At 55.7% G+C, this 25,266-nt stretch carries 25 protein-coding genes and 1 tRNA gene; 4 read left to right on the top strand and 22 right to left on the bottom strand.

Annotation, left to right across the window (positions count from 1 at the left end):
* Window positions 1-119: 119 nt before the first annotated feature.
* Window positions 120-413, bottom strand: a complete 294-nt coding sequence (locus tag J3353_RS00345) for a PRC-barrel domain-containing protein (RefSeq protein WP_207683837.1) — start codon at window positions 411-413, stop codon at window positions 120-122.
* A 135-nt stretch (window positions 414-548) separates the two neighbouring features.
* Between J3353_RS00345 and J3353_RS00340 the strand changes: the two genes are divergently transcribed.
* Window positions 549-1,163 (top strand): HAD family phosphatase, encoded by a 615-nt coding sequence (locus J3353_RS00340; protein ID WP_117504047.1) that lies wholly within the window; start codon window positions 549-551, stop codon window positions 1,161-1,163.
* Between the two features lie 71 nt (window positions 1,164-1,234).
* On the opposite strand, the gene J3353_RS00335 is transcribed toward J3353_RS00340, so the two are convergent.
* The 6 genes from J3353_RS00335 to J3353_RS00310 form a co-directional block, all read right to left on the bottom strand.
* Window positions 1,235-1,393 carry a DUF1540 domain-containing protein gene (locus tag J3353_RS00335; RefSeq protein WP_117504045.1) on the bottom strand — a complete coding sequence of 53 codons (159 nt, stop codon included), beginning with the start codon at window positions 1,391-1,393 and terminating at the stop codon, window positions 1,235-1,237.
* 57 nt (window positions 1,394-1,450) lie between these two features.
* A complete protein-coding gene (locus tag J3353_RS00330; RefSeq protein ID WP_117504043.1) occupies window positions 1,451-1,810 on the bottom strand; it encodes a nitrous oxide-stimulated promoter family protein in 360 nt (119 codons plus the stop codon).
* Between the two features lie 100 nt (window positions 1,811-1,910).
* A complete protein-coding gene (locus tag J3353_RS00325; RefSeq protein ID WP_097771090.1) occupies window positions 1,911-2,327 on the bottom strand; it encodes a flavodoxin in 417 nt (138 codons plus the stop codon).
* 161 nt (window positions 2,328-2,488) lie between these two features.
* Window positions 2,489-3,259: a heparan-alpha-glucosaminide N-acetyltransferase gene (locus J3353_RS00320; RefSeq protein ID WP_207683836.1), complete on the bottom strand. Its 771-nt coding sequence runs from the start codon at window positions 3,257-3,259 to the stop codon at window positions 2,489-2,491.
* 131 nt (window positions 3,260-3,390) lie between these two features.
* The gene (locus tag J3353_RS00315; RefSeq protein WP_035394078.1) at window positions 3,391-3,942 is read right to left on the bottom strand and encodes a ferritin family protein; all 552 of its coding nucleotides are present in this window, start codon (window positions 3,940-3,942) and stop codon (window positions 3,391-3,393) included.
* A gap of 134 nt (window positions 3,943-4,076) precedes the next feature.
* On the bottom strand, window positions 4,077-5,438 hold the full coding sequence (locus J3353_RS00310) for a uracil-xanthine permease family protein (RefSeq protein ID WP_097771088.1): 1,362 nt from the start codon (window positions 5,436-5,438) through the stop codon (window positions 4,077-4,079).
* 306 nt (window positions 5,439-5,744) lie between these two features.
* On the opposite strand from J3353_RS00310, the gene J3353_RS00305 reads away from it, so the two are divergent.
* Entirely contained in the window at window positions 5,745-6,872 is a 1,128-nt protein-coding gene (locus tag J3353_RS00305) for a cysteine desulfurase family protein (RefSeq protein ID WP_156065717.1), read from the top strand.
* 18 nt (window positions 6,873-6,890) lie between these two features.
* A complete protein-coding gene (locus J3353_RS00300; RefSeq protein WP_156058009.1) occupies window positions 6,891-7,745 on the top strand; it encodes an ATP-binding protein in 855 nt (284 codons plus the stop codon).
* Between the two features lie 94 nt (window positions 7,746-7,839).
* Here the strand turns inward: J3353_RS00300 and J3353_RS00295 are convergent.
* The 13 genes from J3353_RS00295 to rpmE all read right to left on the bottom strand — a co-directional run bounded on the left by J3353_RS00295 (window position 7,840) and on the right by rpmE (window position 21,343).
* Window positions 7,840-7,923 (bottom strand) — tRNA-Leu (locus J3353_RS00295).
* A 180-nt stretch (window positions 7,924-8,103) separates the two neighbouring features.
* Window positions 8,104-9,621 (bottom strand): nicotinate phosphoribosyltransferase, encoded by a 1,518-nt coding sequence (locus tag J3353_RS00290; protein WP_156065715.1) that lies wholly within the window; start codon window positions 9,619-9,621, stop codon window positions 8,104-8,106.
* Window positions 9,622-9,890: 269 nt separating this feature from the next.
* Window positions 9,891-11,405: an IMP dehydrogenase gene (locus J3353_RS00285; RefSeq protein ID WP_156061204.1), complete on the bottom strand. Its 1,515-nt coding sequence runs from the start codon at window positions 11,403-11,405 to the stop codon at window positions 9,891-9,893.
* Window positions 11,406-11,908: 503 nt separating this feature from the next.
* Window positions 11,909-12,628: an acyl-[acyl-carrier-protein] thioesterase gene (locus J3353_RS00280; protein WP_242700787.1), complete on the bottom strand. Its 720-nt coding sequence runs from the start codon at window positions 12,626-12,628 to the stop codon at window positions 11,909-11,911.
* Window positions 12,629-12,707: 79 nt separating this feature from the next.
* Window positions 12,708-13,940, bottom strand: a complete 1,233-nt coding sequence (locus J3353_RS00275) for a PotD/PotF family extracellular solute-binding protein (protein WP_207683834.1) — start codon at window positions 13,938-13,940, stop codon at window positions 12,708-12,710.
* A complete protein-coding gene (locus J3353_RS00270; protein WP_207683833.1) occupies window positions 13,937-14,785 on the bottom strand; it encodes an ABC transporter permease in 849 nt (282 codons plus the stop codon). Before J3353_RS00270 ends, J3353_RS00275 begins: the two co-directional genes overlap by 4 nt.
* The gene (locus tag J3353_RS00265) at window positions 14,785-15,600 is read right to left on the bottom strand and encodes an ABC transporter permease (RefSeq protein WP_207683901.1); all 816 of its coding nucleotides are present in this window, start codon (window positions 15,598-15,600) and stop codon (window positions 14,785-14,787) included. The genes J3353_RS00270 and J3353_RS00265 overlap by 1 nt, the downstream gene beginning before the upstream one ends.
* Window positions 15,601-15,610: 10 nt before the next feature.
* The gene (gene potA, locus J3353_RS00260) at window positions 15,611-16,657 is read right to left on the bottom strand and encodes a spermidine/putrescine ABC transporter ATP-binding protein (RefSeq protein ID WP_097771994.1); all 1,047 of its coding nucleotides are present in this window, start codon (window positions 16,655-16,657) and stop codon (window positions 15,611-15,613) included.
* A gap of 258 nt (window positions 16,658-16,915) precedes the next feature.
* Window positions 16,916-17,878, bottom strand: coding sequence for a DUF4340 domain-containing protein (locus J3353_RS00255; RefSeq protein WP_207683832.1), 963 nt, complete (start codon window positions 17,876-17,878; stop codon window positions 16,916-16,918).
* A gap of 10 nt (window positions 17,879-17,888) precedes the next feature.
* Window positions 17,889-19,334 (bottom strand): GldG family protein, encoded by a 1,446-nt coding sequence (locus tag J3353_RS00250; protein WP_207683831.1) that lies wholly within the window; start codon window positions 19,332-19,334, stop codon window positions 17,889-17,891.
* 15 nt (window positions 19,335-19,349) lie between these two features.
* A complete protein-coding gene (locus J3353_RS00245) occupies window positions 19,350-20,222 on the bottom strand; it encodes an ABC transporter permease (protein ID WP_207683830.1) in 873 nt (290 codons plus the stop codon).
* On the bottom strand, window positions 20,219-20,962 hold the full coding sequence (locus tag J3353_RS00240; protein WP_207683829.1) for an ABC transporter ATP-binding protein: 744 nt from the start codon (window positions 20,960-20,962) through the stop codon (window positions 20,219-20,221). The genes J3353_RS00245 and J3353_RS00240 overlap by 4 nt, the downstream gene beginning before the upstream one ends.
* 180 nt (window positions 20,963-21,142) lie before the next feature.
* Window positions 21,143-21,343 carry a 50S ribosomal protein L31 gene (gene rpmE, locus J3353_RS00235; protein ID WP_005926533.1) on the bottom strand — a complete coding sequence of 67 codons (201 nt, stop codon included), beginning with the start codon at window positions 21,341-21,343 and terminating at the stop codon, window positions 21,143-21,145.
* 468 nt (window positions 21,344-21,811) lie between these two features.
* On the opposite strand from rpmE, the gene J3353_RS00230 reads away from it, so the two are divergent.
* Window positions 21,812-22,930, top strand: coding sequence for an AI-2E family transporter (locus tag J3353_RS00230; RefSeq protein WP_207683828.1), 1,119 nt, complete (start codon window positions 21,812-21,814; stop codon window positions 22,928-22,930).
* A 160-nt stretch (window positions 22,931-23,090) separates the two neighbouring features.
* Here the strand turns inward: J3353_RS00230 and J3353_RS00225 are convergent, their stop codons facing one another.
* Window positions 23,091-24,263, bottom strand: coding sequence for a sugar MFS transporter (locus J3353_RS00225; RefSeq protein ID WP_207683827.1), 1,173 nt, complete (start codon window positions 24,261-24,263; stop codon window positions 23,091-23,093).
* Window positions 24,264-24,375: 112 nt separating this feature from the next.
* On the bottom strand, window positions 24,376-24,837 hold the full coding sequence (locus J3353_RS00220; protein WP_005932800.1) for an NUDIX hydrolase: 462 nt from the start codon (window positions 24,835-24,837) through the stop codon (window positions 24,376-24,378).
* Between the last annotated feature and the right edge of the window lie 429 nt (window positions 24,838-25,266).

The following is a 25,266-nucleotide window of genomic DNA, read 5'->3' as shown; positions in this document are numbered from 1 at the left end:
TCACTTCCGGAAATCAGATTTCAAGCCGGAGCGGCAAGGCTCTGCCGCTCACGGTTCTCTATTATAATCCGATTTTTTGTAAAATCAAACCCTGATGCAGGAAAAATTCACGAAAAATTTCAGCCGTCCAGCCAGTGCCGCATTTTTTGCCAGAAACCCTGCTTTTTGGCTTCCGGCTCCGGCAGCTCCGTGCGGACCAGGATCGCGTCCACTCCCAGTGTTTCGATGTCCGTCCAGGGGATGACCAGAGTCTCGTCCCGGCCCAGCAGTCCAAACAGATGAGGCTGCCCGAGCAGCAGCAGGCTTTTGACCTGCGCCGTTGCCGGATCGAGCTCCAGATCATCGGCGCGGCCAAGGCAGGCCCCGTTGCTCAGCTGAACGATCTCCTTTGTGCACAGCTCCCGGAATGTCATCGTGCTCCCCTCCCCGCAGTTTGCCTGTTTCATCCTATGCGGCAGCGCAGTGCTTGATGCAGAGCGGGCAGTTGTGCTATACTGTGGACAGAATCTTTCTGGCAGAAACATCCATACAGAATTGAGGAAACAGCGATGTATAAAAATATCATCTTTGATCTGGGCGGTGTCATGGTGGATTTCGACCCCAAGACCTACCTGGTAGACCGCTTCTGCAATGCCGAGGTAGAGGAACAGGTCTCCCAGCTGACTTTTGAAAGCGAGGAGTGGAAGCTGCTGGATGCAGGGCTTATCACCCGCTCCGAGGCCAACCTGCGGATGCTGGCCCGCGCAAAGGAATATGGCCGCGCGTTTGAGGTGCAGGGCGTGCTGGACGATTGGATGCATATCCTCCGCCCCCGCCGCCGGATGCAGGAGCTGGTGCGGAAACTCAAGAGCCGTGGCTACTGTGTCTACTACCTGAGCAATATCCCCGAGGATGTGCTGGATTTTCTGACCGAGCGCGACCTCAAGGGCCTGTTCGACGGCGGCGTGGCCTCCTGCGAGGTGCACATCAACAAGCCTGACCCGCGCATCTATAAGGCCCTGCTGGACAAATACCAGCTCAAGGCCGGGGAAAGTGTTTTCATTGACGACCGGCTGGAGAATGTGCAGACCGCTTTCCGCCTGGGCTTTGCCGGCATCCAGATGAAGGACAGCGTCGGCACACTGGTGCGCAGCCTTGCTACCTGCAGTGTGGTCATCCACTGAACAGCACACAAAAACTCCCCGCTCAATGCCCTGTCTTGGGCGCTGGGCGGGGAGTTTTCTGCCATTACAGATTATTTCTTTTCGTAATTCTGGCAGTAGTGCGGGGTCTCCACCTGCTGGGTGGTGCAGGAGCAGTGCTCTGTCACCTTGATCTGGGGCAGATCACACTTGCAGCTCTGCACATTGTGGCGGCACTCGCAGACATCGCAGGTCACACCTGTGTTTTCCATTTCTATCGCCTCCTTGGCTCTAGGTTGCCCCGGCTTCAGGCGATTATACATGGGTGCTTATTTTTCTGCCCGGGCTTCCCGCTTCGATTTCAAGGTGACGACCACATGCCGGATGGAAAGGATGGGATGCACCGGCAGCATCCGTGGCCCGGCCCAGCGCATGACAGTACGGATCCGCTCCCGCATTTCCGGTTTGTAGCAGTGAACTTTGCAGGCAGAGCAAAAAGTTTTCGTCTCCATAAAGGGGCAATGCTCGATCCGGGCCAGTGCATAATCATGGAGCTGCTGGCACTCCGGGCAGAGTTTTCCCTTCGGGCTATGATGCTGTTTGCGGCAGTAAAGTGCGATCATCTCACTGACCAGCAGTTTTTCATCGTTTCTCTTTTTGGCAAGGTCTTTCGGGGTGGTCTTTGACATTCTTTTCCTCCTGACAAAACAAAAAACCGGCAGAGAGCCGGAATTCTTACACTCTGCCGGTTAGTCTATCAGAACAAACTTCTTTTGTCAAGTTTCCGCTTTACCATGCAGCCAGATCTGCACCCAGCTTGCGGCAGGCAGCCTGAACATCCTCATCCGGTGCCTCGTTGCAAATCAAGCCCTCGCCGTTGAGCACCTGTGCGCCATCACCCTGTGCACGCTCGACCCAGTCGCGCATCCACTGGCCGTCGCCCCAGCCATAAGAGCCAAACAGAGCGATCTTCTTGCCGTTCAGAGAGCCCTCCAGATCGGAGAACATCGGCTCAAACTCGCTCTCTTCCAGCTGCTCTGCGCCCATTGCGGGGCAGCCAAATGCAACTGCATCAAACTCTGCCAGCTTTGCGGCGTTCATTTCGCCGCAGGGGACGATGGTGCCGTTTGCACCCTCTGCCACGCAGTTTGCCATGGTCTCCGTGTTGCCGGTTGCACTCCAGAATACGACTGCTACTTTGCTCATAAAGAAGAACCTCTCTTTCAATTTTGGTTAGTATATTCTAACTTTTATCTTCAAGAAATTGCTCTGCCTGACATAAGACAGAGCAATTTGGTTAGGCATTTCTAACCATCAAAAGAATACCACAGGGCGGGCTCCTTGTCAAGAACCTTTTGCAGAATTTTTCAGAGCGCTCCTCCACCCCGGCGCAGCAACAGGAACACCACCGTCAGCACGCCGTAGATCACCGGCTGGTGGAGCAGATATAGCATCAGCGAGTTCCGCCCCAGCCACCCCAGCGGCGGGCAAACCGAATGACACAGCGGACGGAGACTCTGCGCTGTTCGCTCTGCCAGATGATGCAGGTAAAAACCAGCCCAGAACAGGAAGAGCCACGGGATCAGCGGAAAGTAATCCGTAGAGAAGAAGCCAAAGGGATAAAACCCCAGATAGGCCGTGAAGTAGTTGGCGTAGAGAAAGCCCGGCGGTGTGATGAGCCAATGGCCCAGCTGCAAATAGCCATCGGCTGCATGGCGGGTGAAGTAAAACAGAAAAAAGCTCCCTGCAAGGCCTGCCACCGGCGGCACCTTTTCCAGCCACTTTTCCAGCAGACCCGTGATGATCATAGCCGAACCCAGAAGCGTCAGCACACCGAACCAAACGACATCCGCAGGCATGAAGATCAGCGTGACCGCCGTGACAAGCGCGCCGCACCCGAACACCATTGCACCCCGTTTGACCGGGTGGCGGCCCAGCGGCAGGCAGAAGCCGGACAGCAGGAGGAACACCCAGCAGATGGATTGCTGCCACAGTTCTCCCTGCCAGCTGCCATACCACGGTGCACGCACACCAAACAGATAAACCAGATCCCACATGCCATGGTAAAGCATCATGCTGATTAGGTCCAGCCCGCGCAGCTCGTCCAGCAGCGCACAGCGTGCGGAAGTTGATTTCATAAGACTTCCCCTTTTCGGAACGTTTTTTCCATTGTACGCCCTGCCATGGATCCCGTCAAGCAAAAAAACTGCCGTGCAGCTTTGGAACCGCACGGCAGCTTTATGATAACAGGTTCAGAAAAATGCAGGAATTACAGCTCCACGTTGAAGTAGCGCTTCAGCAGGCCCTCGAAGCCGCGGCCATGACGTGCCTCGTCCTTTGCCATCTCGTGGACGGTATCATGGATTGCATCCAGGTTCAGGGCCTTTGCCTTCTTGGCCAGGTCCATCTTGCCGGAGCATGCACCGCACTCAGCCTCAGCACGCATCATCAGGTTCTTCTTGGTGCTGTCGGTCACGACCTCGCCCAGCAGCTCGGCAAAACGAGATGCGTGGTCAGCCTCTTCGTAGGCATAGCGCTTGTAAGCCTCAGCGATCTCGGGGTAGCCCTCGCGCTCTGCCACACGGGCCATGGCCAGGTACATGCCGACTTCGCTGCACTCACCCTCAAAGTTTGCGCGCAGACCGTCAACGATCTCCTGAGGCACACCCTCAGCCTTGCCGATGCCGACCACATGCTCGGTCACATAGGTATTGCCGGTCTTTTCGACAAATGCGGATGCAGGAGCCTTGCAGACGGGGCACTGCTCAGGGATAGAGCCTTCAGCGATATAACCACAGACGGTGCAGACATACTTTTTCATAGGAATATCCTCCATTGTTTTTCATTATGATCTTGGCCTCTCCTCTGGTACAGGGGGCCTTGCTTCTGAGCCTATTATAGCAACGATTCCCAGATTAGTCAAGGCTAATTTTAAGAAGTATTCCTATTTATTTTTCAGACCTGCAGGTTGCCGCTGCTCGGAGCATCGGAACCGTTGGCAGCATCAAACTCGTAATCATTGCCGGGGAGGATGGCGTTGAGCAGGATGCCCACGATAGCAGCAATGGCCAGGCCGGACAGGTTGATGGAGACACCGCCCACAGCGAAGGTCAGACCGCCCACAGAGTTGAAGCCCAGTGCGCAGACCAGGATGACAGCGGCAACGATCAGGTTGCGGCTGTTGGTAAAGTCCACACGGTTCTCGACCACATTGCGGACACCGATCGCGGAGATCATGCCGTACAGCACAAAGCTGATGCCGCCAATGATGCCGGTGGGGATGGTGTTGATGACGGCCTCAAACTTGGGGCTGAAGCTCAGGATCACAGCCATCACAGCGGCAATGCGGATGACCAGCGGGTCGTAGATGCGGCTCAGGGCCAGAACACCGGTGTTCTCACCGTAGGTAGTATTGGCGGGGCCGCCCAGCAGACCGGCCATGGCAGTGGCAAGGCCGTCGCCCATCAGGGTGCGGTTCAGGCCGGGATCATTGATATAGTTGTGGCCGACCGTAGCGCTGATGGCAGCGATATCGCCCACATGCTCCATCATGGTTGCCAGCGCAATGGGGATGATGGTGAACATTGCGCTGATGAACTCAGGGCTGCCGTCGATGGCAAACAGACCCATGGCGCTCTTGTGCAGGGGGATGCCGAACCAGTCGGCAGCAGCAATGGCCTCAAAGTTGACTGCACCAGTGACCAGAGCCACAGCATAGGAGACCAGCACACCGATCAGGATGGGCAGGATCTTGACCATGCCCTTGCCCCAGATGTTGCAGACAATAACGGTGCCCAGGGCCACAAAAGCCAGCAGCCAGTTGGACTCGCAGTTGGTGATGGCGGAGGGGGCCAGGATCAAACCAATAGAGATGATGATGGGGCCTGTGACCACCGGCGGGAAGAATTTCATAATGCGGCGGATGCCAAAGGTGGAGATGAGCAGGCTGACCAGCAGGTACAGAATGCCGGACAGTGCCACGCCCGCGCAGGCGTAGGGCAGCATTTTGGTATTGGCAACGGTCAGGTTGCCGTCTGCGTCAGCCAGCATGGGGGCTACAATGGAAAAACCGCCCAGGTAGGCAAACGAGGAGCCAAGGAAGGCCGGGACCTTGCCCTTGGTGACAAGGTGGAACAGCAGGGTGCCCAGACCGGCACAGAGCAGAGTGGTGGAAACGCTCAGGCCGGTGAGCAGGGGCACCAGCACAGTTGCGCCGAACATGGCAAACATGTGCTGCAAGCCCAGGATCAGCATCCGTCCGGTGCCGAGCTGCCGGGCATCGTAAATGCCCTTGGAGTAATCGATCTTTTCACTCATAGAGAAGTTCTCCTTTCATCGCTGCCCAAAAAAAGAGGCAGTGCCGCAGCAACGGCAGTGCCTCAATCTTCTGGAGCAGATTCAAAAAACGGGACCGGAAGGCAAAACACGCGCTCCGCAAAGTCGAACGAAACATTTTGCTCTCTCCTTCCCTGTCTGACTTTATAAAGTATACCAGAAACCATGCCCGGGTGCAATCCGTTTGCCGCAGTTTCCCTCAGCTTTTTGGCCGGACATCTTGAAATATGCCCCTGTCCGCACTATAATATAACCTATTGAATTGATTTGTATTTCAAGAGGAATGTTATGATCTATCTGGATTATTCTGCAAACACCCCGGTGGATGCGCGGGTGTTGGAGCAGTTCTGTGCCGTGGAGCGCCGCTGCATCGGCAACGCCAACTCTCACCACCAGGCAGGCTCTGCCGCCAAGGCAGAGATCGATGCCGCCACCATCAAAATCGCCTCCCTGCTGGGCGTTCAGCCCGCAGAGATCATCTATACCTCCGGTGCCAGCGAGGCCAATAACTTTGCTTTAAAGGGGCTGGCCCGTCTCTCCCGCCATGCGGGCAGGCACATCATCTCCACTCCACTGGAACATTCTTCGGTCAGCGGCACCCTGACGGCATTACAGGAGCAGGGGTATGAGATCGACCTGCTGGACGTGAAGCAGGACGGTACTGTAGATCTTGAGCACCTGAAGGATCTGCTTCGCCCGGATACCATCTGCGTTGCCGTAACGCTGGTGGACAGTGAGCTGGGTGTGGTGCAGCCTGTACAGGAGATCGCCGCCATCCTGAAAGCATACCCTCACTGTCACCTGCATGTGGATGCGACCCAGGCTGTGGGCAAGATCCCCGTTTCTTTTGAGGGCGTGGACACCATGAGCCTGACGGCCCACAAATTCTACGGGCTGAACGGCATCGGCCTGCTGATCAAGCGGCGGAATCTGGCGCTGGAGCCTCTCATCCATGGCGGCGAGAGTACCACCATCTACCGCAGCGGCACCCCCACTGTGGCGCTGGCCTCCTCATTGGCCTGTGCGCTTGATCTCGCCGTCACTGACCTGCCCGGACGCGTTGACCATGTGGCAAAACTGAATGCAGAGCTCCGCGCCGCCCTCAGCACATATCCGCTGGTGCGCATCAACAGCCCGGAACACGCCGTCCCTCATGTGCTGAATCTGAGCGTCCGTAATGTCAAGGGCACCGTGTTCCAGCGGGAGCTGGATGCCAAAGGGGTCTGCGTCTCGGTCAAGTCAGCCTGCTCTTCGGACGGTCTGCCTTCGCGTGCGGTGTTTGCGGTCAGCCGCGACCGTCGCAACGCACTGTCCTCCTGGCGCATCAGCCTGAGCCACCTGACCACCGAGGACGAGATCAAAGCCTTTTTGCAGGCGTTCGATGTCTGCTGCCGTGAGCTGACCGCCCTACATTAAATAAAAAGAGGAACCAACATGAAACGTGAGCTTGAACCTTATCAGATGATCGAACGCAGTATCATCAAGAAATACCGAAAGGAGCTGTGGACCCCCTTTATCGTGGCGGTAAAGCGCTACGAGCTGGTACAGGAGGGAGACAAGATCGCCGTTTGCATCTCGGGCGGCAAAGACTCCATGCTGATGGCAAAGCTGATGCAGGAGCTGCAGAAGCACAGCGATGTTCCCTTTGAGCTGGTCTTTCTGGTGATGGACCCCGGCTACAATGAGATCAACCGCCAGAAGATCGAGTCCAATGCCGAGCTGCTGCACATTCCGGTGACCATCTTCGAGAGCAACATCTTTTCCGTTGCCAACAACACCGAAAAGAACCCCTGCTATCTCTGTGCCCGGATGCGGCGCGGTCACCTGTACAGCAAGGCCAAGGAGCTGGGATGCAACAAGATCGCGCTGGGCCACCACTTCAACGATGTGATTGAGACGACCGTGATGAGTATGTTCTACGGCTCCCAGATGCAGGCCATGCCGCCCAAGCTCCACAGCACCAGCTTCCCCGGCATGACCCTGATCCGCCCCATGTACTGCATCCGGGAAGAAGATATCCTGGCCTGGAAGCGCTACAATGATCTGGAATTCATCCAGTGCGCCTGCCGCTTTACCGAGAACTGCACCATGTGCGACAACGGCGGCGGTGGTTCCAAGCGGCAGGAGATCAAGATCCTGCTCCGCCGCCTGAAGCGCGACAATCCCAATATCGAAAACAGCATCTTCCGCAGCATCCACAATGTTGCCATTGATACCATGCCGGGCTATCGATCCGAGGGTGTGGATCACAGCTTCCTGGAACGATTCCATGCTATGGAAAACCACTGAGCTGCATCCGCATTTCTGCCTGCGCCGAATCACGCTTTGTACGCGATCCAACAGTAAAAAATCCCCCTCAGCTTACGCTGAAGGGGATTTTTCATGCCACCGGCGGGGCTTGAACCCGCACTCTGTCTCCAGAAAGGGATTTTAAGTCCCTCGTGTCTGCCAATTTCACCACAGTGGCGCATAGAAACCCGGCTTACAAAGCCCTGCTGCTCTGGACATTCACAGAGAGCCGGGAATAACAGGTGATGAGGTAAACATTTATCACAAGTCCGTCGTTACGGAGTTGCAAACATGTATCAAAACATGTAAGATTCACACAACGGCTATTATAATACAATAGAAACCCTGCTTTGTCAAGTTACACCTTTCCGCCATGCAGTTCCGAATACATCTTGGCACGGCACTCGGCCACAGCGGGGGTCATATTGACATAGTGCTTATGCGGCATCTCGATGCGCAGCTCAGTCTCCCAGGTCTCTTCGGTCAGCTGCTTTGCGATATAGGCCTTTTTCTCGGCAATCCCGGGCAGTTCGATGGCCAGCTCACCGTTCAGGATATGGGGCACCAGCAGCCGCTTGACCCTGGTGGGGGTGATGGTAATGGTGCGCTCGATGGCATCCGGGTCAAGGTTGATCATTTTTACCGGCTTGCCTGCCTCGATGACCTCGCCATCCATGGCGATCAGATCGCACTGGGCCTGACCATTTTCATCGTAGAGCCGCCAGGGCATTTTCTTGCCCGGGATGATGGCCTTGCTGGCAGAATCCGAGCACTTCATCTTGGGCTGATAGGTGCCATCCGGCAGCTTGACCGCCACCAGTTTATACACGCCGCCGAACACGGGGTCAGAAGCGGAGGTAATGAGATTCTCGCCCACGCCGTAGGAATCAAAATGAGCGTGCTCATAGAGCTCCATGTTGGCGATCTTCCGCTCGTCCAGACCATTGGAGGCCACCAGCTTGATATAGGGCTTGCCTGCGGCATCCAGTGCCTTGCGCAGGCGCTTGGAGCCACGGGCCAGATCGCCGGAATCGATACGGGCACTCTTGACGCGGCGGTTGGGGTCATTGGGGTACTTCTCGATCAGGTAGTCGTCCAGCTTGATGAGGTTGGGCAGGCCGCTCTCCATGATGTTGTAGGTATCCAGCAGCAGGCTGACGGAATCCGGGTAGGTATCCGCAAAGGCCTTGAAGGCATCAAACTCCGTCGGGAAGAACTCGATGAAGCTGTGTGCCACGGTGCCAACCGCCTTGACCTCAGAGCCATACTTCATCTCAGCCAGGCAGTTGGCAGTGCCGATGCAGCCGCCCAGAACAGCGGCATACGCGCCATCATTGCCTGCGCTCTCGCCCTGTGCGCGGCGGGTGCCAAACTCCATGACGCTGCGGGGCGTATGGGTGTTCAGGCCGGTCACACGGGTCGCCTTGGTGGTGATCAGGCTGTGGAAGTTCATCGTCTGCAGCAGGTAGGTCTCGATCAGGATCGCACCCACCAGGTCGCACTCAATGCGGACCATCTGCACATGGGGGTAGCAAACCGTGCCCTCGGGCAGAGCGTACATATCACCCTTCCACTTGTAGGTGCGCAGATACTCGCAGAATTCCTCGCTCATACCCTTGGTGCGCAGCCAGCGGATATCCTGCTCGTTGAAGTGATAATTCAGCAGGAACCGGGTCAGCTTGCGTTGGCCTGCGCTGATGGAGTAACCCATGTTGTCCGGGTTCTTACGGAAGAACATATCGAACACAAGGGTGGTGTTCTTAAAGCCGTGCAGGAACAGGCAGTTTGCCATCGTGAATTCGTAGAAATCCACCACCATGGCAGGGTTATCATAATCTTCGTCCGGAATGTACGGAACAACTTTGATCTCGTCCATGAAAAGTTTCCTCTCCTTGTACTTCGCAGCAGCGAAAAAACCTTGCCACTGCTGAAAAAACAGCCCCTTCTCCCCCTGCCTTTGTTCCGGCAGTGCGTGGGCCTGCACCCTGTCTTGACAGGACGTTTGTACCATGATAGCATCTTTGCCGCCCGGGTGCAAGGGCTTTTGTAAATTTCCTGCGTGCAGAAAGAAAAATCTTTTTTCCGGTACTGTCAAAAGGGCCGCCCCCGAAAGCTCCGGGAGCGGCCCTGCAAGCCTGTTCAGGCTCAGCCGTTTATAATATTGGGGGTCGCATTTTTCAGCACAACGTCATGGCTGCCGCCCTCCACGATGGAGGTGGAGGAAACCACAGTCAGCTTGGCCTTCTGCTGCAGCTCGGGGATGGAGAGTGCGCCGCAGTTGCACATGGTGCTCTTGACCTTGTACAGGGTGGTCTGGACACCATCGGCCAGAGGACCGGCGTAAGGAACATAGCTGTCCACGCCTTCCTCAAAGCTCAGCTTGGTGGAACCGCCCAGGTCGTAACGCTGCCAGTTGCGGGCACGGTTGGAGCCCTCACCCCAGTACTCCTTCATATACTGGCCATTGATGCGCACCTTGTTCGTGGGGCTCTCGTCAAAACGTGCGAAGTAGCGGCCCAGCATGACAAAGTCAGCACCCATGGCCAGAGCCAGAGTGATATGATAATCGTGGACGATGCCGCCATCGGAGCAGATGGGCACATAGATGCCGGTCTCCTTGTAGTACTCGTCACGGGCCTTTGCGACCTCGATGACAGCGGTGGCCTGACCACGGCCGATGCCCTTGGTCTCACGGGTAATGCAGATGGAACCGCCGCCAATACCGATCTTGACGAAGTCTGCACCGGCCTTTGCCAGGAAACGGAAGCCCTCGGCATCCACAACGTTGCCTGCGCCCACCTTCACGGTGTCGCCGTAGTGCTCACGGATCCAGGCGATGGTACGGCTCTGCCACTCGGAGTAGCCCTCAGAGGAGTCGATGCAGAGCACATCCACGCCAGCCTCGACCAGTGCGGGAACGCGCTGGGCATAGTCGCGGGTGTTGATGCCGGCACCGACCACATAGCTCTTGTTGGCATCCAGCAGCTCGTTGACGTTCTTCTTATGGGAATCGTAGTCCTTGCGGAACACGAAGTATTTCAGGTTGCCCTCAGCATCCACCAGCGGCAGCGTGTTGATCTTGTTGTCCCAGATGATGTTGTTGCAGTCGTGCAGGGAGGTATTCTCCGGTGCGGTGACCAGCTTCTCGATGGGAGTCATAAAGGTGGTAACGGAAGCATCATCGGGGGTGTGGTTGACACGGTAATCACGGGAGGCCACAATGCCCATCAGCTTGCCGTGAGGAGTGCCGTCGGCAGTAATAGCGATGGTGGAGTGGCCGGTGCGGGCCTTGAGCTCCAGCACATCGTGCAGGGTGGCGGTAGGAGCCAGGTTGGAATCGGAGACCACATAACCGGCCTTATAGCTCTTGACGCGGCGCACCATGGCAGCCTCGTTCTCAATGCTCTGGGAGCCGTAGATGAAGGACACACCGCCCTCACGTGCCAGTGCAATGGCCAGCTTATCGCCGGAGACCGACTGCATGATGGCACTGATCATGGGGATGTTCATTTCCAGCGGGCAGGCCTCTTCCCCCTTGCGGTACTTGACCAGCGGGGTCTTCAGGCTGACTGCCGTGGGGACATTCTCTGCAGAGGAATAGCCCGGAACCAGCAGGTACTCGCCAAAGGTGCGGGAAGGTTCTTCATAGAAATAAGCCATACTCTAAACTCCTTTTTTCTTAACGCATCAACAACGGGCCAGCATCAAAATAATTCATGTTTGCTGCTTATAAATTGATTGACTATACTTTACCACAAACCCCGTCAGAATACAAACCCCAGCGGCAACAAACTTTAGAACTGTCCTTTGCGGAAAAACAGTAAAATTGACCACCAAAAACGTGCAAGGTCATACTTTTCCGCCTGACAGGCCGGTTTTCTGGCACAAAGTGGAATGCAAAAAAGTCCGTACCGGAAAACCGGACGGACTTTTTTGCACACGAAGCGAGATACCGCCTGTGCGGTACAGTGCCGACAGCTGTGAAGGAGAACAGCCGGAGGAGGAGAAGGCCCTGCACCCGATATCTCTTATTCAACAAGAAGAAAAAGATTTCAGTCTCAAAAAGCGCTCATCGCTTTCTGTAACCATATTGTAACTCTTTTGTTCCCATTTTGCAAGACCTTTTTCGCAGATTTTGTAACATAATTGTAATTTTTCCGGATTTATTTTGTAAATTCCAGGTAGCATTCAAACGCGGCGTGCTCTTCACGGCGGCCCACCACATACCAGCCATCGGCCGAGGGCGCATAGAACACCTCGACCTGACTGCCCAGCGGGATCTCCCGGTGGTACTTGACGGAGACGAATTTCAACGGCCCGCCCTTGACCACCTCCAGCGGCAGGGCATCACAGGCGATGTCCAGATAGCAGGCGTTATTCACATGGCCGTTCAGGTCGCACAGGGAGTAGCTGGCTGTCCGGCTGCCCGCACAGGTCAGTTCCTTTGCTTTGTGCACCAGCTGGGGCAGCTCCCCTTCCAGATCCTCGTTCCAGTAACCGGGCGTATGCCAGGAGGGCTGGCGCAGGATGCACTCACGATCGGTATCCACCATGATCCACCGGCTGTCGATCAGAGCACACTCCTTCCCTGCTTCGTCCAGAATGCGGGTCAGCCGCTTCATCGAACCCTTCTTGCACGGCTCACAGGCGGTAACAAATGTCAGCTTTTCGGCACGCAGGGGCATCCGGGTGATCTGCGCCGCCTGCTTGCCCACCAGAAACGCCGTGTGGTGTGCCTTGAAAAAAGCATCATCCATGCCGTAGGCACGGGCGTGGTCTGCCGCAGCCTGCTCCACATAGCGGAACAGGGCGCTGGGCTTGATCATCCGGCGAAAGTCGCCGTCTGCGTTCAGGACAGTTGTATGATAGGTATATTGATTCATACGTTTCCTTTCCAAAAGAGGACCCTCTCCGTCATTGCTTCGCATTGCCAGAGGCTTTGACGGAGAGGGCCCTTTCTTCTCAATACTGATTCCGGGTCTTTTTGCGCAGCTTGCGCCAGATGTTGAAGCAGGCCAGCGCTACCATGGCAAGCAGCAGCAGCAGGAACACAACGCCGCTGCCGCCCTCATTGTAGCTCTTCATCTCGCTCCACTTTACATCGAGCTCGTTGTTGACCTCATCGCTCAGGGCGGTGAACACCTTTTCCTTGGCTTCCACTTCCTCAGAGGGGTATGCGATCTCACTGTACTTCAGATCCTCGTCCAGGATATCCCACACCTTCTGCATAGGGGTGGTATAGCCGATATACTCCGCATTGGCCTTTCCGATGTCCGGCTCGCACATGAAGTTGATGAACATCTCCGCAGCTTCCTTGTGCTCACTGGTGGCAGGCACCGCCATGCAGTCCACCGACAGCACACTGCCCTCCTCCGGGAACACCCAGGCCAGATCCGGGTTATCATCGATCATGGTGATGGCATCGCCGGAGTAGTACACGCCGATGGCCGCCTCGCCGCCGATCATCTTATCAAAGATCTCATCCATAACGTAGGCCTGCACCAGCGGTTTTTGCGCTTTCAGGGTCTCCACCACCTCGTCCACCTCTTCCGGGGTCTCGGGGTTGATGCTGGTGCCATTCTTGAACGCTGCAATGGCGTAAGCATCACGGCTGTTATTGAACATCAGGATGTTGCCCGCGTACTGCTCGTCCCACAGGTCAGCCCATTTGGTGGGGGCATTCTCCACCATGGTGGTGTTGTAGATGATGCCGGTGGTACAGAGCATATAGGGCACGGTATAGGCGTTGGTGGGGTCATAATCCGGATCACGGTAGACCGCATCGATGTTCTGGGAGTTGGGGATATTGCTGTAATCCAGCGGTGCAAGCATCCCCTCGGCGATCATCTTTGCCACCATGTAATCCGAAGGGATGACCACATCGTAGTTGGCCGCACCGGATTTCAGTTTGGCGTACATGGATTCGTTGGAATCAAAGGTGGTGTAGTTGACCTTGATGCCGGTAAGCTTTTCGAAGGCGGCCACCACATCCACGCTGTCATCGGAGCCGTTGGAGATGTATTCGCCCCAGTTGTAAACGTTGAGGGTGAGATTCTGGCCCTGAAAGCGGGTCCAGTCGTAATCGTCCGAGACCGAAACGTCCTCGGTCACCTCAATGGTTCCGGCGGCAAAGGCGGGCGCAGCACAGCAGAACGCCATGGTCAGCGTCAGCAGCAAAACAGCAAAACGTTTCATTTTACGTTCTCCCCTCTCAGTGCCTTCTGATCCCGGCGGTACTCCCGGCTCTCCATGGCATTGGAGATGAGAATGATGGTCAGGATCACCACAAACATGATGGTGGACAGGGCATAGATCTCCGGGCTGACCTTTTTTCGGGTCATGGAATAGATGGCAATGGGCAGGGTCTCCACCGTGCCGCAGTTGAAATAGGAGATCATAAAATCATCGATGGAGTAGGTCAGGCAGATGAGGAAGGCCGACAGGATGGCCGGGCTGATCTCAGGCAGGATGACTTTGAAGAACGCCTGCCTGGGGTCGCAGCCCAGATCCAGAGCTGCCTCATACAGTTTGATGTCCAGCTGCTTGAGCTTGGGGGTCACGTTGAAGATGACATAGGGAACATTGAAGGCGATATGCGCGATCAGCAGCGTGGGCATTCCCATGATGGTGTCGGGCAGCCAGGAGACTCCTTCGGAAAAGCGCTGGTAAGCCACAAACAGCAGCATCAGGGAGATGCCGGTGATGATCTCCGGGTTGACCACCGGGATATAGGTGATATTGGTGACCACCAGGCGGCTCTTGCGGCTCATGGACGCAATGCCCAGCGAGGCCGCAGTGCCCAGAACCGTTGCAATGACCGCAGAGATGAGGGCCACCTCCAGTGAGACGCGCAAAGCGCTCAGGATGGCAGAGTTATGGAGCAGGCTGGTGTACCACTTGAGGGTAAAGCCTGTGAACAGTGCGTAGCCCTTGCTCTGGTTGAAGCTGAACACGATCATATAAGCAATGGGCAGGTACATGAAGCAGAAGAAGAGGATGACGTAGGCCCGCTGCATCAGGCGCAGATGTTTCGTTTTCATCAGGACACGCCCTCCATTTCATCTTCATCAAAGCTGGATGTGAAGCTCATGCAGAGCAGGACGATGATCATCAGCACAAGGCTCATGGCCGAACCGACATTCAGGTTGTAGCTGTTGCCCAGGAACTGCATCTCGATCAGGTCGCCGATCATCAGGTTTGAGCCGCCGCCCAGCATACGGCTGATGACAAAGGTAGACACCGCCGGAACGAACACCATGGTGATGCCGGTGCTGATGCCGGGCACGCTCATGGGGATGAGCACCCGGAAAAGGGTCTGGGTGGTGGAGGCTCCCAGATCCTGTGCCGCTTCCACCAGGCTCTGATCGATCTTGGTCATACTGGTGTAGAGGGGCAGGATCATGTAGGGCACATAGTTATACACCATGCCCAGCACTACCGCGCCGGAGGTGTTCAGCATGGTATAGGGGCCCAGACCAAAAAAGCCCAGCACCGCGTTCACAGGGCCGTTGATGCTCAGCAGGCCCATCCAGGCATAGGTGCGGAGCAGGAAGTTCATCCACATGGGCAGCATGACCAGCATCAGCATGATATGCTGTTTGTTCACCCGCAGGCGGGACAGGAAATAGCCCACCGGAAATGCAATGATCAGGCAGATCACGGTAGCCACAAGGGCCAGCAGCAGGCTGCGGGCAAACACGGAGCCGTAGCCGCTGACGCTGGTCAGGTTGGCAATGGTGAAATTGCCGCTGCCATCGGTCAGGGCATAATAGACCACGATGATCAGCGGAATCACCGTGAACAGCACCATCCAGATAAAATAAGGATAGGCCAGCTTCTTATCGTAAATTTTCATCATTTCCCATTCAGCCCTCCGAACGTGCCATGATATGGATCTCGTTGGGGCCGATGCGCATACCAATGGTCTCACCGGGGGTGCAGGCGCGGGTGGAGTGGATCAGCCACTCACGGCCCTCGCACTCAACGTGCATCTCAAAGTGAACGCCCTTGAAGATGACATCATTGACTACGCCCACCAGCTGACCCTCCACGGGGCTGACCACTTCAATGTCCTCGGGGCGGACCACCACCTGTACGCTCTGTTCCCGAGCAAAGCCGCGGTCCACGCAGGGGAACTGCACACCCGAGAAGGAGACCAGGAAGTCGCGGTGCATCACGCCGTCCACAATGTTGGAATCGCCGATAAAGTCCGCCACAAAGGCATTTTTAGGCTCGTTGTAGATATCCTCGGGGGTACCGATCTGCTGCACCTTTCCGCCGTTCATCACAACGACGGTATCGGACATGGTCAGGGCCTCTTCCTGATCGTGAGTAACATAAATAAAGGTGATGTTCATCTCACGCTGCAGGCGCTTGAGCTCCAGCTGCATCTCCTTGCGGAGCTTGAGGTCCAGCGCACCCAAAGGCTCGTCCAGCAGCAGGATCTCAGGCTCGTTGACCAGACTGCGGGCAATGGCAACACGCTGCTGCTGACCGCCGGACATCTGGCCAATGCTGCGGCGCTCAAAGCCCTTCAGGCCGACCACCTCCAGCATATCGCGCACCTTGCGGCGGATGGTCTCTTCGTCCATCTTCTTCAGGCGCAGGCCAAAGGCCACATTCTCAAACACGTTCAGGTGCGGGAACAGCGCGTACTTCTGGAACACGGTATTCACCGGACGCTTATAGGGTGGCACACCGGTAATATCCTGGCCCTTCAGCAGAACCTGACCCGCGTTGGGTTCCAGGAAGCCTGCGATCAGGCGCAGGGTGGTGGTCTTGCCGCAGCCGGAGGAGCCCAGCAGCGTTACGAACTCTTTGTCATGGATGTCCAGGTTCAGCCCATCCAGAATGCGCTGACCGTCAAATTCCACCACGATATCGCGCAGTGAAACGATCACCGAGTTGTCCATTTTTTACTTTTCCTCCTTAAACTCAGATACGAAAAAAGACAGGGCATCCACCCCATCCTTCGTACCAGGGCGACCCAGCCCCGCACAACATCCATGACATCCGTAATATTGTGCAGTTATTCTGCCCTGTCATCGCCTATCATAAACAATCCGAACTGAAATGTCAATCACTCTGTCGAGGTTTGCCGAAACTTTACATCCGGCGCAAAAAAATCCCGCGCTGTACCAAGAATTCGCACAGCGCGGGAGTGAAACGTTTTATTCTGCTTTCAGCTGATCCGCGGGGTACAAAAGCGCACTCACCACACTGGCATCCACCGTATAAACGGAGCTGTCGCCTTCCACCATCAGGTAACAGCCGTCTGTCCCCATGGCATAGGTCAGATTTATTGTGCCATCGGCTGTGGTGACCTCTGCTGTGACCAGCGGAGCCTCAAAACCATACGCCGCCGGGTCGGCATCTGTTGCCTGTGCCGAGACATAGGTGCAGAGAGCCGAGAGGATGGCATCCACCTTTGTCTCGTCGAGGTCTGCGGCGGTATCCCCCGCCAGCCGCCAGGCAGTCTGGTAGGCGTTGCTGTCACTCTCTGCTGCAGGCTCCGAGTTTGCTTTCAGGGTCACGGTCTCGCCATCGGCCAGCGTATAGGAGGCGGCTTCGATCTCCGAGGCCGTCAGCCCCGCCGGGTTGAAGGCACCGAACAGCTCCGCCCTGGTCAACTCAAAGCAGGCGGCTTTGGTCCCCGATACTGTATAAATGACATCGCTGTTATTCTTGCGGACATAGAGATCCCCTGTCATGGTATTGCTGGCCCCGAAGGTATAGGTGTCCGTTTCGCCCGCTGCCGTCACCTCTATGGTCAGCGCAGGCTCCGTAAAGCCGTAGTCCTCCCCTGCCTGCGGGCTCAGCTCCCGCTTTGCGTTCAAAGAGGAAAGCGCGGTGAGCATCGTGTTGCAGGCAGAGGTGTCCAGATGGTAAGCGGGATCTTCAGCCAGCGTCCAGCCATCGGCGGTATAGAGCAGGGTGTTCGTCTCGCCCTGATAGTGGAGCACGATCTGCGTCAGGTCATTGCCCGAAACTGCCGCCAGCGGAATGGTTCCATCTGCGGCCGCACTGGCAGCCTGTTCTTCCCGGGCATTCCGCAGCGTCAGCAGGGCAAACACGCCGCCTGCCAGCAGGATGAGGAAAAGCAGCACCCCGAGGGTACGCCGTTTTGCTTTCATAGACAGGTCCTCACTTTCTGCGCCGCAGCACGACCACCACGGCACCCACAGCCAGCAGGGCCGCAGGCAGAACGATGACAAAGAGCAGGCCCAGCGTAGAGGCAGCAATGCCGGGCACCTCCAACGGAGCTGCTTCCAGTGCCTTGCTGTCGATGAGGACAGCGCTCTCCTGCCCGGCCAGCGAAGCCGCACACCCCTGCAGGAAGGTCACATTGCCCGGGATGACCTGATAGATGCCCTCATTGTCCATATTGCCGCAGTTGACCCAGATGACCTGGGCACCCGTATCCTCATTGCGGGCGTATGCTGCCAGCGTGAAGGGACCGGCAATGTCGCCGTCCGCCTTCTCGGTGGTGGTCATCTCGTAGCCTTCCGGTTTGCTGTAAGCACTGTCCGAGCTGACCAGCAAGGCCTCCGAGACCACCTGCTCTGTCTCGGTCAGGGTGATGCCCTGTGCCATCTGCAGCAGAACTCTGCGGCTGGTGTTCACACCGTCCAGCGCGGTGGATTCCTCTGTACTGGCATAATCCGGCAGCAGGTAAAGGGCCGGGTAGCCATTGAGGTAATGGTTGGTGTCGCCCTCCACCACAAGGCCCTCGGTGCGGGTCAGGCCGAACTCGGCCATCACAGCATCCAGATTGGGGGTACTATAATAGGAATCCGTCAGCAGCAGCACGCGGCCTCCGTTGCTCAGGTAGCTGCGCAGCTGGCTCAGCTCATCCACCAGACTGCCTGCGCCGGAAAAGTCCTGCGCCGGATCGTTGATGACAAGCAGGTCACAGTCCTCGGGGATGGTCTGGGAGAGCAGGTCAAGTGCCGAGACGGTCAGGTTCTGGCTTTCCAGCGCATCGGTCAGGGTGGAAGTCAGCGCCTGCTCGCCATGGTTGGTGGTGTAGTACACATGGCGGCTCTCTCCGCTGGTCAGCTGGTAGATGGCAGAGGTGATCCTGCTTTCACCGTCAAAGGTCACGTTGGCCGCGCCGGTGGCGGCATAATCGCTGTAATCGTAGTCGTAAAGCTCTGCGGCATCCAGCACCTTGCTCTGTTCCCCGCAGACCAGGATCAGCCCACCGGAGGTCAGATCCTGTGCGCCGTACTGGGCCGCAAAGGTCGGGTAGACTGCCGGATCTTTCAGCTCCCAGGTGATATGGCTGCTCTGGGCGGCGTATTTGTCCAGCAGCTTGGAGATGATCTGGTCCTCATTGCCGGTCTGGGCCAGATAGTAAATGGTCACATCCTGCGTCAGGTCATCGGCCACCTGTCTGGAGCTCTCGCTCAAGGTGTAGAGCCCAGCCTCGGAGAGATCGAACTCGGTATATCTGGAAGGAATGGCCCGGACGATGAGATTGACCAGCACGGCCAGCACGATCACAGCCGCGGCAATGGCTGCCGACCACACCCCGCTGCGGAACACCCGCCCGTCACCCGAGGATCTCTGCTTTGCAAAAAGCTTCATCTGTGTTCCCTCCTCTCAGTTCCAGCGGCGCTTCTCTATGTCCTGCGCCGTAAAGAACAGGAACACCGCCGTCACGGTCAGATAATAGACCACGGCAGGGATAGAGAAGCTGTTGTTGACAAAATCCTCAAAGGGTGTAAACAGGCACAGGGCACTCAGCACGGCGCTGAAAGCCTCGGTAAGCCATGCACTGCGGAGCAGAAACAGCCCCGTCAGGCCCAGGCAGAGCGCCGCAAAGGTCAGGCACCCCAGCACAAAGCTGCGGGTGCGCAGACCGGCCGCCAGAGATGCTGCGCCTGCGATCCCGGTGAACACTGCCAGCGCCACGGCGCTGCCCGCATTGAACATACTGCGCAGGCTGGGCATCAGGTAGGCCAGCAGCAAGGCTGAAAAGCCCGCCACGGCGGCAATGATCTGGTTCTCGGTCAGGCCGGAGAGAAACTCACACAATGCAACGGCCGCACAGCCCAGCAAAAAGTAGCAGAGCAGCCCCGCAAGGTTTGCGAGTAGAGCAGACACGGTGCCGCCCAGCGCCCAGAGGATGAAGATCATCACCGCATCCACGGCGCAGGGCAGTGCGAACACGGCCGCCATGGCAAAGAACTTGCCCAGCACGATGCCCCACACTGAGACCGGGCTGGTGAGCAGCAGCTGGTCGGTGCGGCTGTGGCGCTCCTCAGCCAGTGAGCGCATCGCCAGCACCGGGATATAGAGCAGCAGCATGAAAATGGTCTGGTAGAGGGTGTAGTAACTGAAATCCGTCAGGCCGTAGATCAGGCACCGGGCCAGAAAATACAGGCCGGAACTCGCCACCAGAAACGCCGTGAGGACGTACCCCAGCATCCCGTGAAAGAAACTGCGGAATTCCCGCTTAAAAATAGCTGTCATTCTGCGTCCTCCTCTCCGGTTGCTTCTTCCGATTCACCGTCGGTCAGTTCCAGAAACACCTCTTCCAGGCTCTTGCCATCGGCGGTCAGCTCCTCCAGACTGCCTGCTGCCGCCAGATGCCCTTTGGAAAGGATCAGGATCTGCTGGCAGACTGCCTGCACCTCACTGAGGATATGGCTGGACAGGATAACTGTATGTGCCCGGCCCAGCTCCCGGATGAGCTTGCGGATCTCGATGACCTGTGCCGGGTCCAGGCCGACCGTCGGCTCGTCCAGAATGATGAGCCTGGGGCTGCCCAGCAATGCCTGTGCAATGCCCACCCGCTGCTTGTAGCCCTTGGAAAGGCTGCGGATGAGCCGGGGCAGAACGGTTTCCAGCCCGGTACGGCGGGCAGCCCTGCATACCTGCTCCTTCCGTTCCGCCTTTTTCACACCCTTCAGCTCGGCGGCAAAGGTCAGGTACTCCTGCACCGTCATCTCCGGGTAAAGGGGCGGCTGTTCGGGCAGATAGCCCACACAGGCCTTGGCGGCATCGGCCTCCTCGGGCAGAGGGTGCCCTGCCACCGTCACCTGCCCACTGGTGGCAGAGAGATAGCCGGTGAGGATGTTCATAATGGTGGATTTGCCCGCGCCGTTGGGCCCCAGCAGACCACAGATCTGGCCATCTGCCACGGTAAACGAGACATCGTCCACGGCAAGATGATTGCCATACTGTTTGGTGAGATGAGAAACTTCGATCACGTTCACAACGCTCCTTTCTAAGGCAGCGCAAAGCGCTTTTTGAAGATACTGGTTTATTTTAGTCCGGAAATGTGTTCAAAATAAGGGAACGGCGTGTAAATTACAGAAAGAGAGCTTTTGTGCGGCATAACAACAAAAAACGCCGCCTCCCAAAGGAGACGGCGCTGAAAAGACCAGTAATTACTTACGGCCGAAACGCTTGTTGAAGCGCTCAACACGTCCGCCGGTGTCAACCAGCTTCTGCTTACCAGTGTAGAAGGGATGGCACTTGGAGCAAACTTCGACGTGGATCTCGGGCTTGGTAGAACGAGTCTTAATGACGTTGCCGCAAGCACAAGTGATGGTGCAGTCAACGTAGTTCGGATGGATACCCTGTTTCATTCTTTTTCACCTCATTTCTGGTTCTGACTTATTGGGGCCATATTATAAATGTATGTGCCCATCACAACCTTCAATATCGGCTACCCCCGCGAGCGGCCTTGGAAACGATTGCCTTAGTATTATATCACAGATCTCAGAAAAAGCAAGAGGAAATTTCAGCTTTTTTCGTATCATTTTTATACAGACTGTACTATGGAATTTTGTATTAAGTTGATTTTCATTCAACATTATATAAGCAGCAAAGATACTCTTTGTTATATTCCTTTGCTTTTCCACGCATTCCCGTTTATTTTGAGTTTTTTCACGGAATTGTGACCTACATATTATATCACGCCCAGTCCAAAAAGAAAACCCCGCAGTTCCCGACTTCTTGACAAGCCAGCTGCTTCTGATTACAATACAAAAAAAGAGTTCACAGACGTTCTCTTTGCATATTTCAGCCATCAGCTCCGGGAAAGGATTTTTTTCATGGAACCAAAAACAAAACAATATCTGCTCATAACCGTTGTAGGAGTAACGCTTTTTGTGGCGCTGCTGCGGCTTTCTGCCGTTCTGACCTTTGCAGCACAGCTGGTAGACCTGGTACTGCCCATTCTGGCAGGCGGCATTCTGGCACTATTTATCAATGTGCCTATGACCGGGCTGGAAAAACGGCTGAAACGCCTGTTCTGCAAGGCCAAAAAACAGCCCTCGGATAAAGTACTCCATCTCCTGAGCTTCTTCATCACCCTGCTGGGTGTTGTGCTGGTGTTGGTGCTGGCGCTGACATTGCTGATCCCGGAGCTGGTGCAGTCTTTTCACAGCCTCTATGTACAGATCGAAGCAAACATCCCCCGCTGGACCGCCTATCTCAGCGCACAGGATGCCGACATGGGGTGGTTGATGAGCTGGCTGGAGGGCATCGACTGGGAGCAGCTGCTCCACAGGGTCACCGACAGCATCGATACCGTGCTGGTCAATGCGGTAGGTGCCGTATCTGCTACGGTAAATATCGTGGTGACCGCATCCTTTGCTCTGATCATCTCCGTTTATATGTCCGTTGGCTCAGAGAGTCTCTGCCACCACGCCCGCACATTGGTCTGTGCCTACCTGAAGCCCAGCCATGCCGACTGGCTGTTGAAGTTCTGCCGGCTGTTCCGGCAATCCTTCGCAAACTTTCTGACAGGGCAATGCAGTGAGGCCGTGATCCTTGGCGTTCTCATGGCTCTTGCGTTTTCCGTTTTCAAGATCCCCTACGGCAGCCTGGTGGGAATGCTGACTGCTATTTGCGCCATCATCCCTTACGTTGGAGCGCTGATCTCCTGCGTAGTCAGCGTGTTCCTCGTGCTGTTGGTGGATCCCGTTCTGGCCGTCCGCTGCCTCATTGTTTACCTTGCCGTACAGTTTATTGAAAACCAGTTCATCTACCCCCGGGTGGTGGGAAAGTCCGTGGGGCTTTCTCCGCTGTACACCCTTGTTGCCGCTATGATCGGTGGAAAGCTCTTTGGCATCATCGGTATCATCTTCTTTATCCCCCTGACAGCGGTGATCATTGAGCTTGTGAAGGAGGATGCCTGCCGACGCATACAGGCAAGAGAACCCCAGTAATCCAGACTGCCTGAGCAAGGGGGTTCTTCACCCAAGTGCCACACCCAGAACCATCATCGTGTGCATTGCTGCCGGCTGTTCCGGTGCAGGCGCAGGATGATATGCGTACAAAAATACCGCTGCTCCTGTGCATTTCCCCAAATGCAAGAGCAGCGGTATTTTATTGCGCCGCTTTCGTTTTCTTTTGCAGCGCTTCGTGCATATATCCCATCAAAATCAGGATCACCAGCAGGTAATACGGAAAAATTGCGATCGTGGTGTGGTTTGCGATCACGCCGAACAACGGCGGCATCAGGCAGTTGCCAATATAGGCGCTGGCCATCTGAACCCCAATGATCGCCTGTGACCTGTCCGCACCGAAGCGGCCCGGCGTTGCATGAATGATGCTGGGATAGATCGGAGCACAGCCAAGACCAACCAGCAGCAGCCCTGCCAGTGTCACTGCTTCCCCAAGCGGCAGAAGAAACGCCGCTATCCCAATCGCGATGATCCCCTGCCCCATACGAACCATCTGGGTATCATCGAATTTTAAGGTCAGGAAGCCGCACAACGCCCGTCCCACGGTGATGCCGACAAAGAAAAGACTGGCAAAGCCGGCGGCGGTCTCCGGCGCGATTCCCCTGTTCAGCACCAGATAACTGCTGGCCCACAGGCTGGTGGTCTGCTCCAGAGAACAGTAGCAGAAAAATGTGACTAGAACCTCTTTTACGCCGGAGATCCGGAAAATCTGTTTCAGGGTCAGTACTTCTGCCGGGACTGCTTCCCGCTCCTCGGCATTCGCACCCGATTTCGTTTTCCAGAGCGGGAGGCTCAGCAGAATAATGACCGTCAGCACCATCTGCATCACACTGATGACCCGATACCCCGTCTGCCACCCGGCATGGGAAGAAAGCGCCGCACCCATGATGTAGGGCCCGACCGAGGCTCCGATTCCCCACATACAATGGAGCCAGCTCATGTGGCGGCTGGCAAAATGGAGCGCCACATAGTTGTTGAGTGCCGCATCCACGCTTCCAGCCCCAAGTCCATAAGGAATTGCCCACAGGCACATGGCCCAGAACGAGCTGCTGACGGAGAACCCGAACAGTGCAGCAGCGGTCATGGCAACGCTGATGGCCGTAACACCGCCTGCTCCAAACCGGCGGGTCATCCGGTCACTTTGCAGGCTGGAGAGCACCGTTCCCACCGATATGATACAGAAGATCACACCGGAGTAGGAGACCGGAACCCCAAACCCCTGATAGATCGAAGGCCACGCAGCCCCCAGCAGAGAATCTGGCAGGCCCAGACTGATAAAAGAAACATAGATCACCGCTAACAGCAGATGAATCATTTTGCATTCCTCCTTTTGATCGATATAATGATATCACAGCAGAAGAAATGCCATTAGGATAAATTCCTCAATTTTGTACAACAAAAACGTCAACATCGAAAGCACAGATTCATCATCGCACTTCCGTTCGGATCGTGAACCCATCCGGAAGGTTGGAAATTTCTTTTTTCAGGAACAATGGATAAAAAGTTTCATCCTTTAATTGAGCAATCTCTAACCATTTAAATATATGCGTATCGGTTCCCTCTGTTCGAGTAAACGTGTTTTGCCTTTCCAGCAGGCCAGCATCTGCGGTATCCATCAAAAAATAAATACATATCTCGTGATATCGGAGACCATCTGTATCTTTTGTGAAAAAAGATTGATTCAACCATAATGGCCGGGATATCTTCAGTGAAACACCAAGCTCTTCCCGAACTTCCCGTATCATCGCTTGTTCGGCCGTTTCCTCCATCATCACTCTACCCCCGGGCAGAGAGTAGTACTCTGACGGTTTGTCATGGGACATTGCCAAAATTCTTCCGTTAGAAATTATGATTGCACTTACTCTGTAATTGAACTTTTCATCGCCCATCTTAAAAGAGATATCCACTTTCCATCACGCTCCCACATTCATTCTTATTCGTACATCCGCCCCTATTTTACCAGCAATAAGAGAACATAGCAATTTCTTCAAGCAAAAACGCCAGCGTACCATGTTTTCGTAACACGATACGCTGGTGTCTTATTGTTCTGCTGTTACCCAGCCTTCGGTGTGAGCCATGCTTTTACGATAGCGGTCTTTATACTTGATCCACTTCCGAATCTGCCCTGCCATCTTCTCCGAAAAGAATACCGACTCAGTCCCTTTAACTCACACGCCTCCAGAAACATTTCTACATCTTTTTCCACCACAAAAAACCTCCGGAATCCATTCGGCTCCACACCCAATAAATTCCGGAGATTTATCGCCCTATCAACATTCAATTCATCGCTATGGAATCCATAATTCTATAATGCCATA

The sequence above is a fragment of the Faecalibacterium sp. Marseille-Q4137 genome (assembly GCF_017377535.1).
In the GTDB taxonomy this organism is placed as follows: Bacteria; Bacillota; Clostridia; order Oscillospirales; family Ruminococcaceae; genus Faecalibacterium; species Faecalibacterium duncaniae.
Note: the sequence above shows the minus strand (reverse complement) of the source record. Positions and strands in the feature narration are given on the sequence as shown.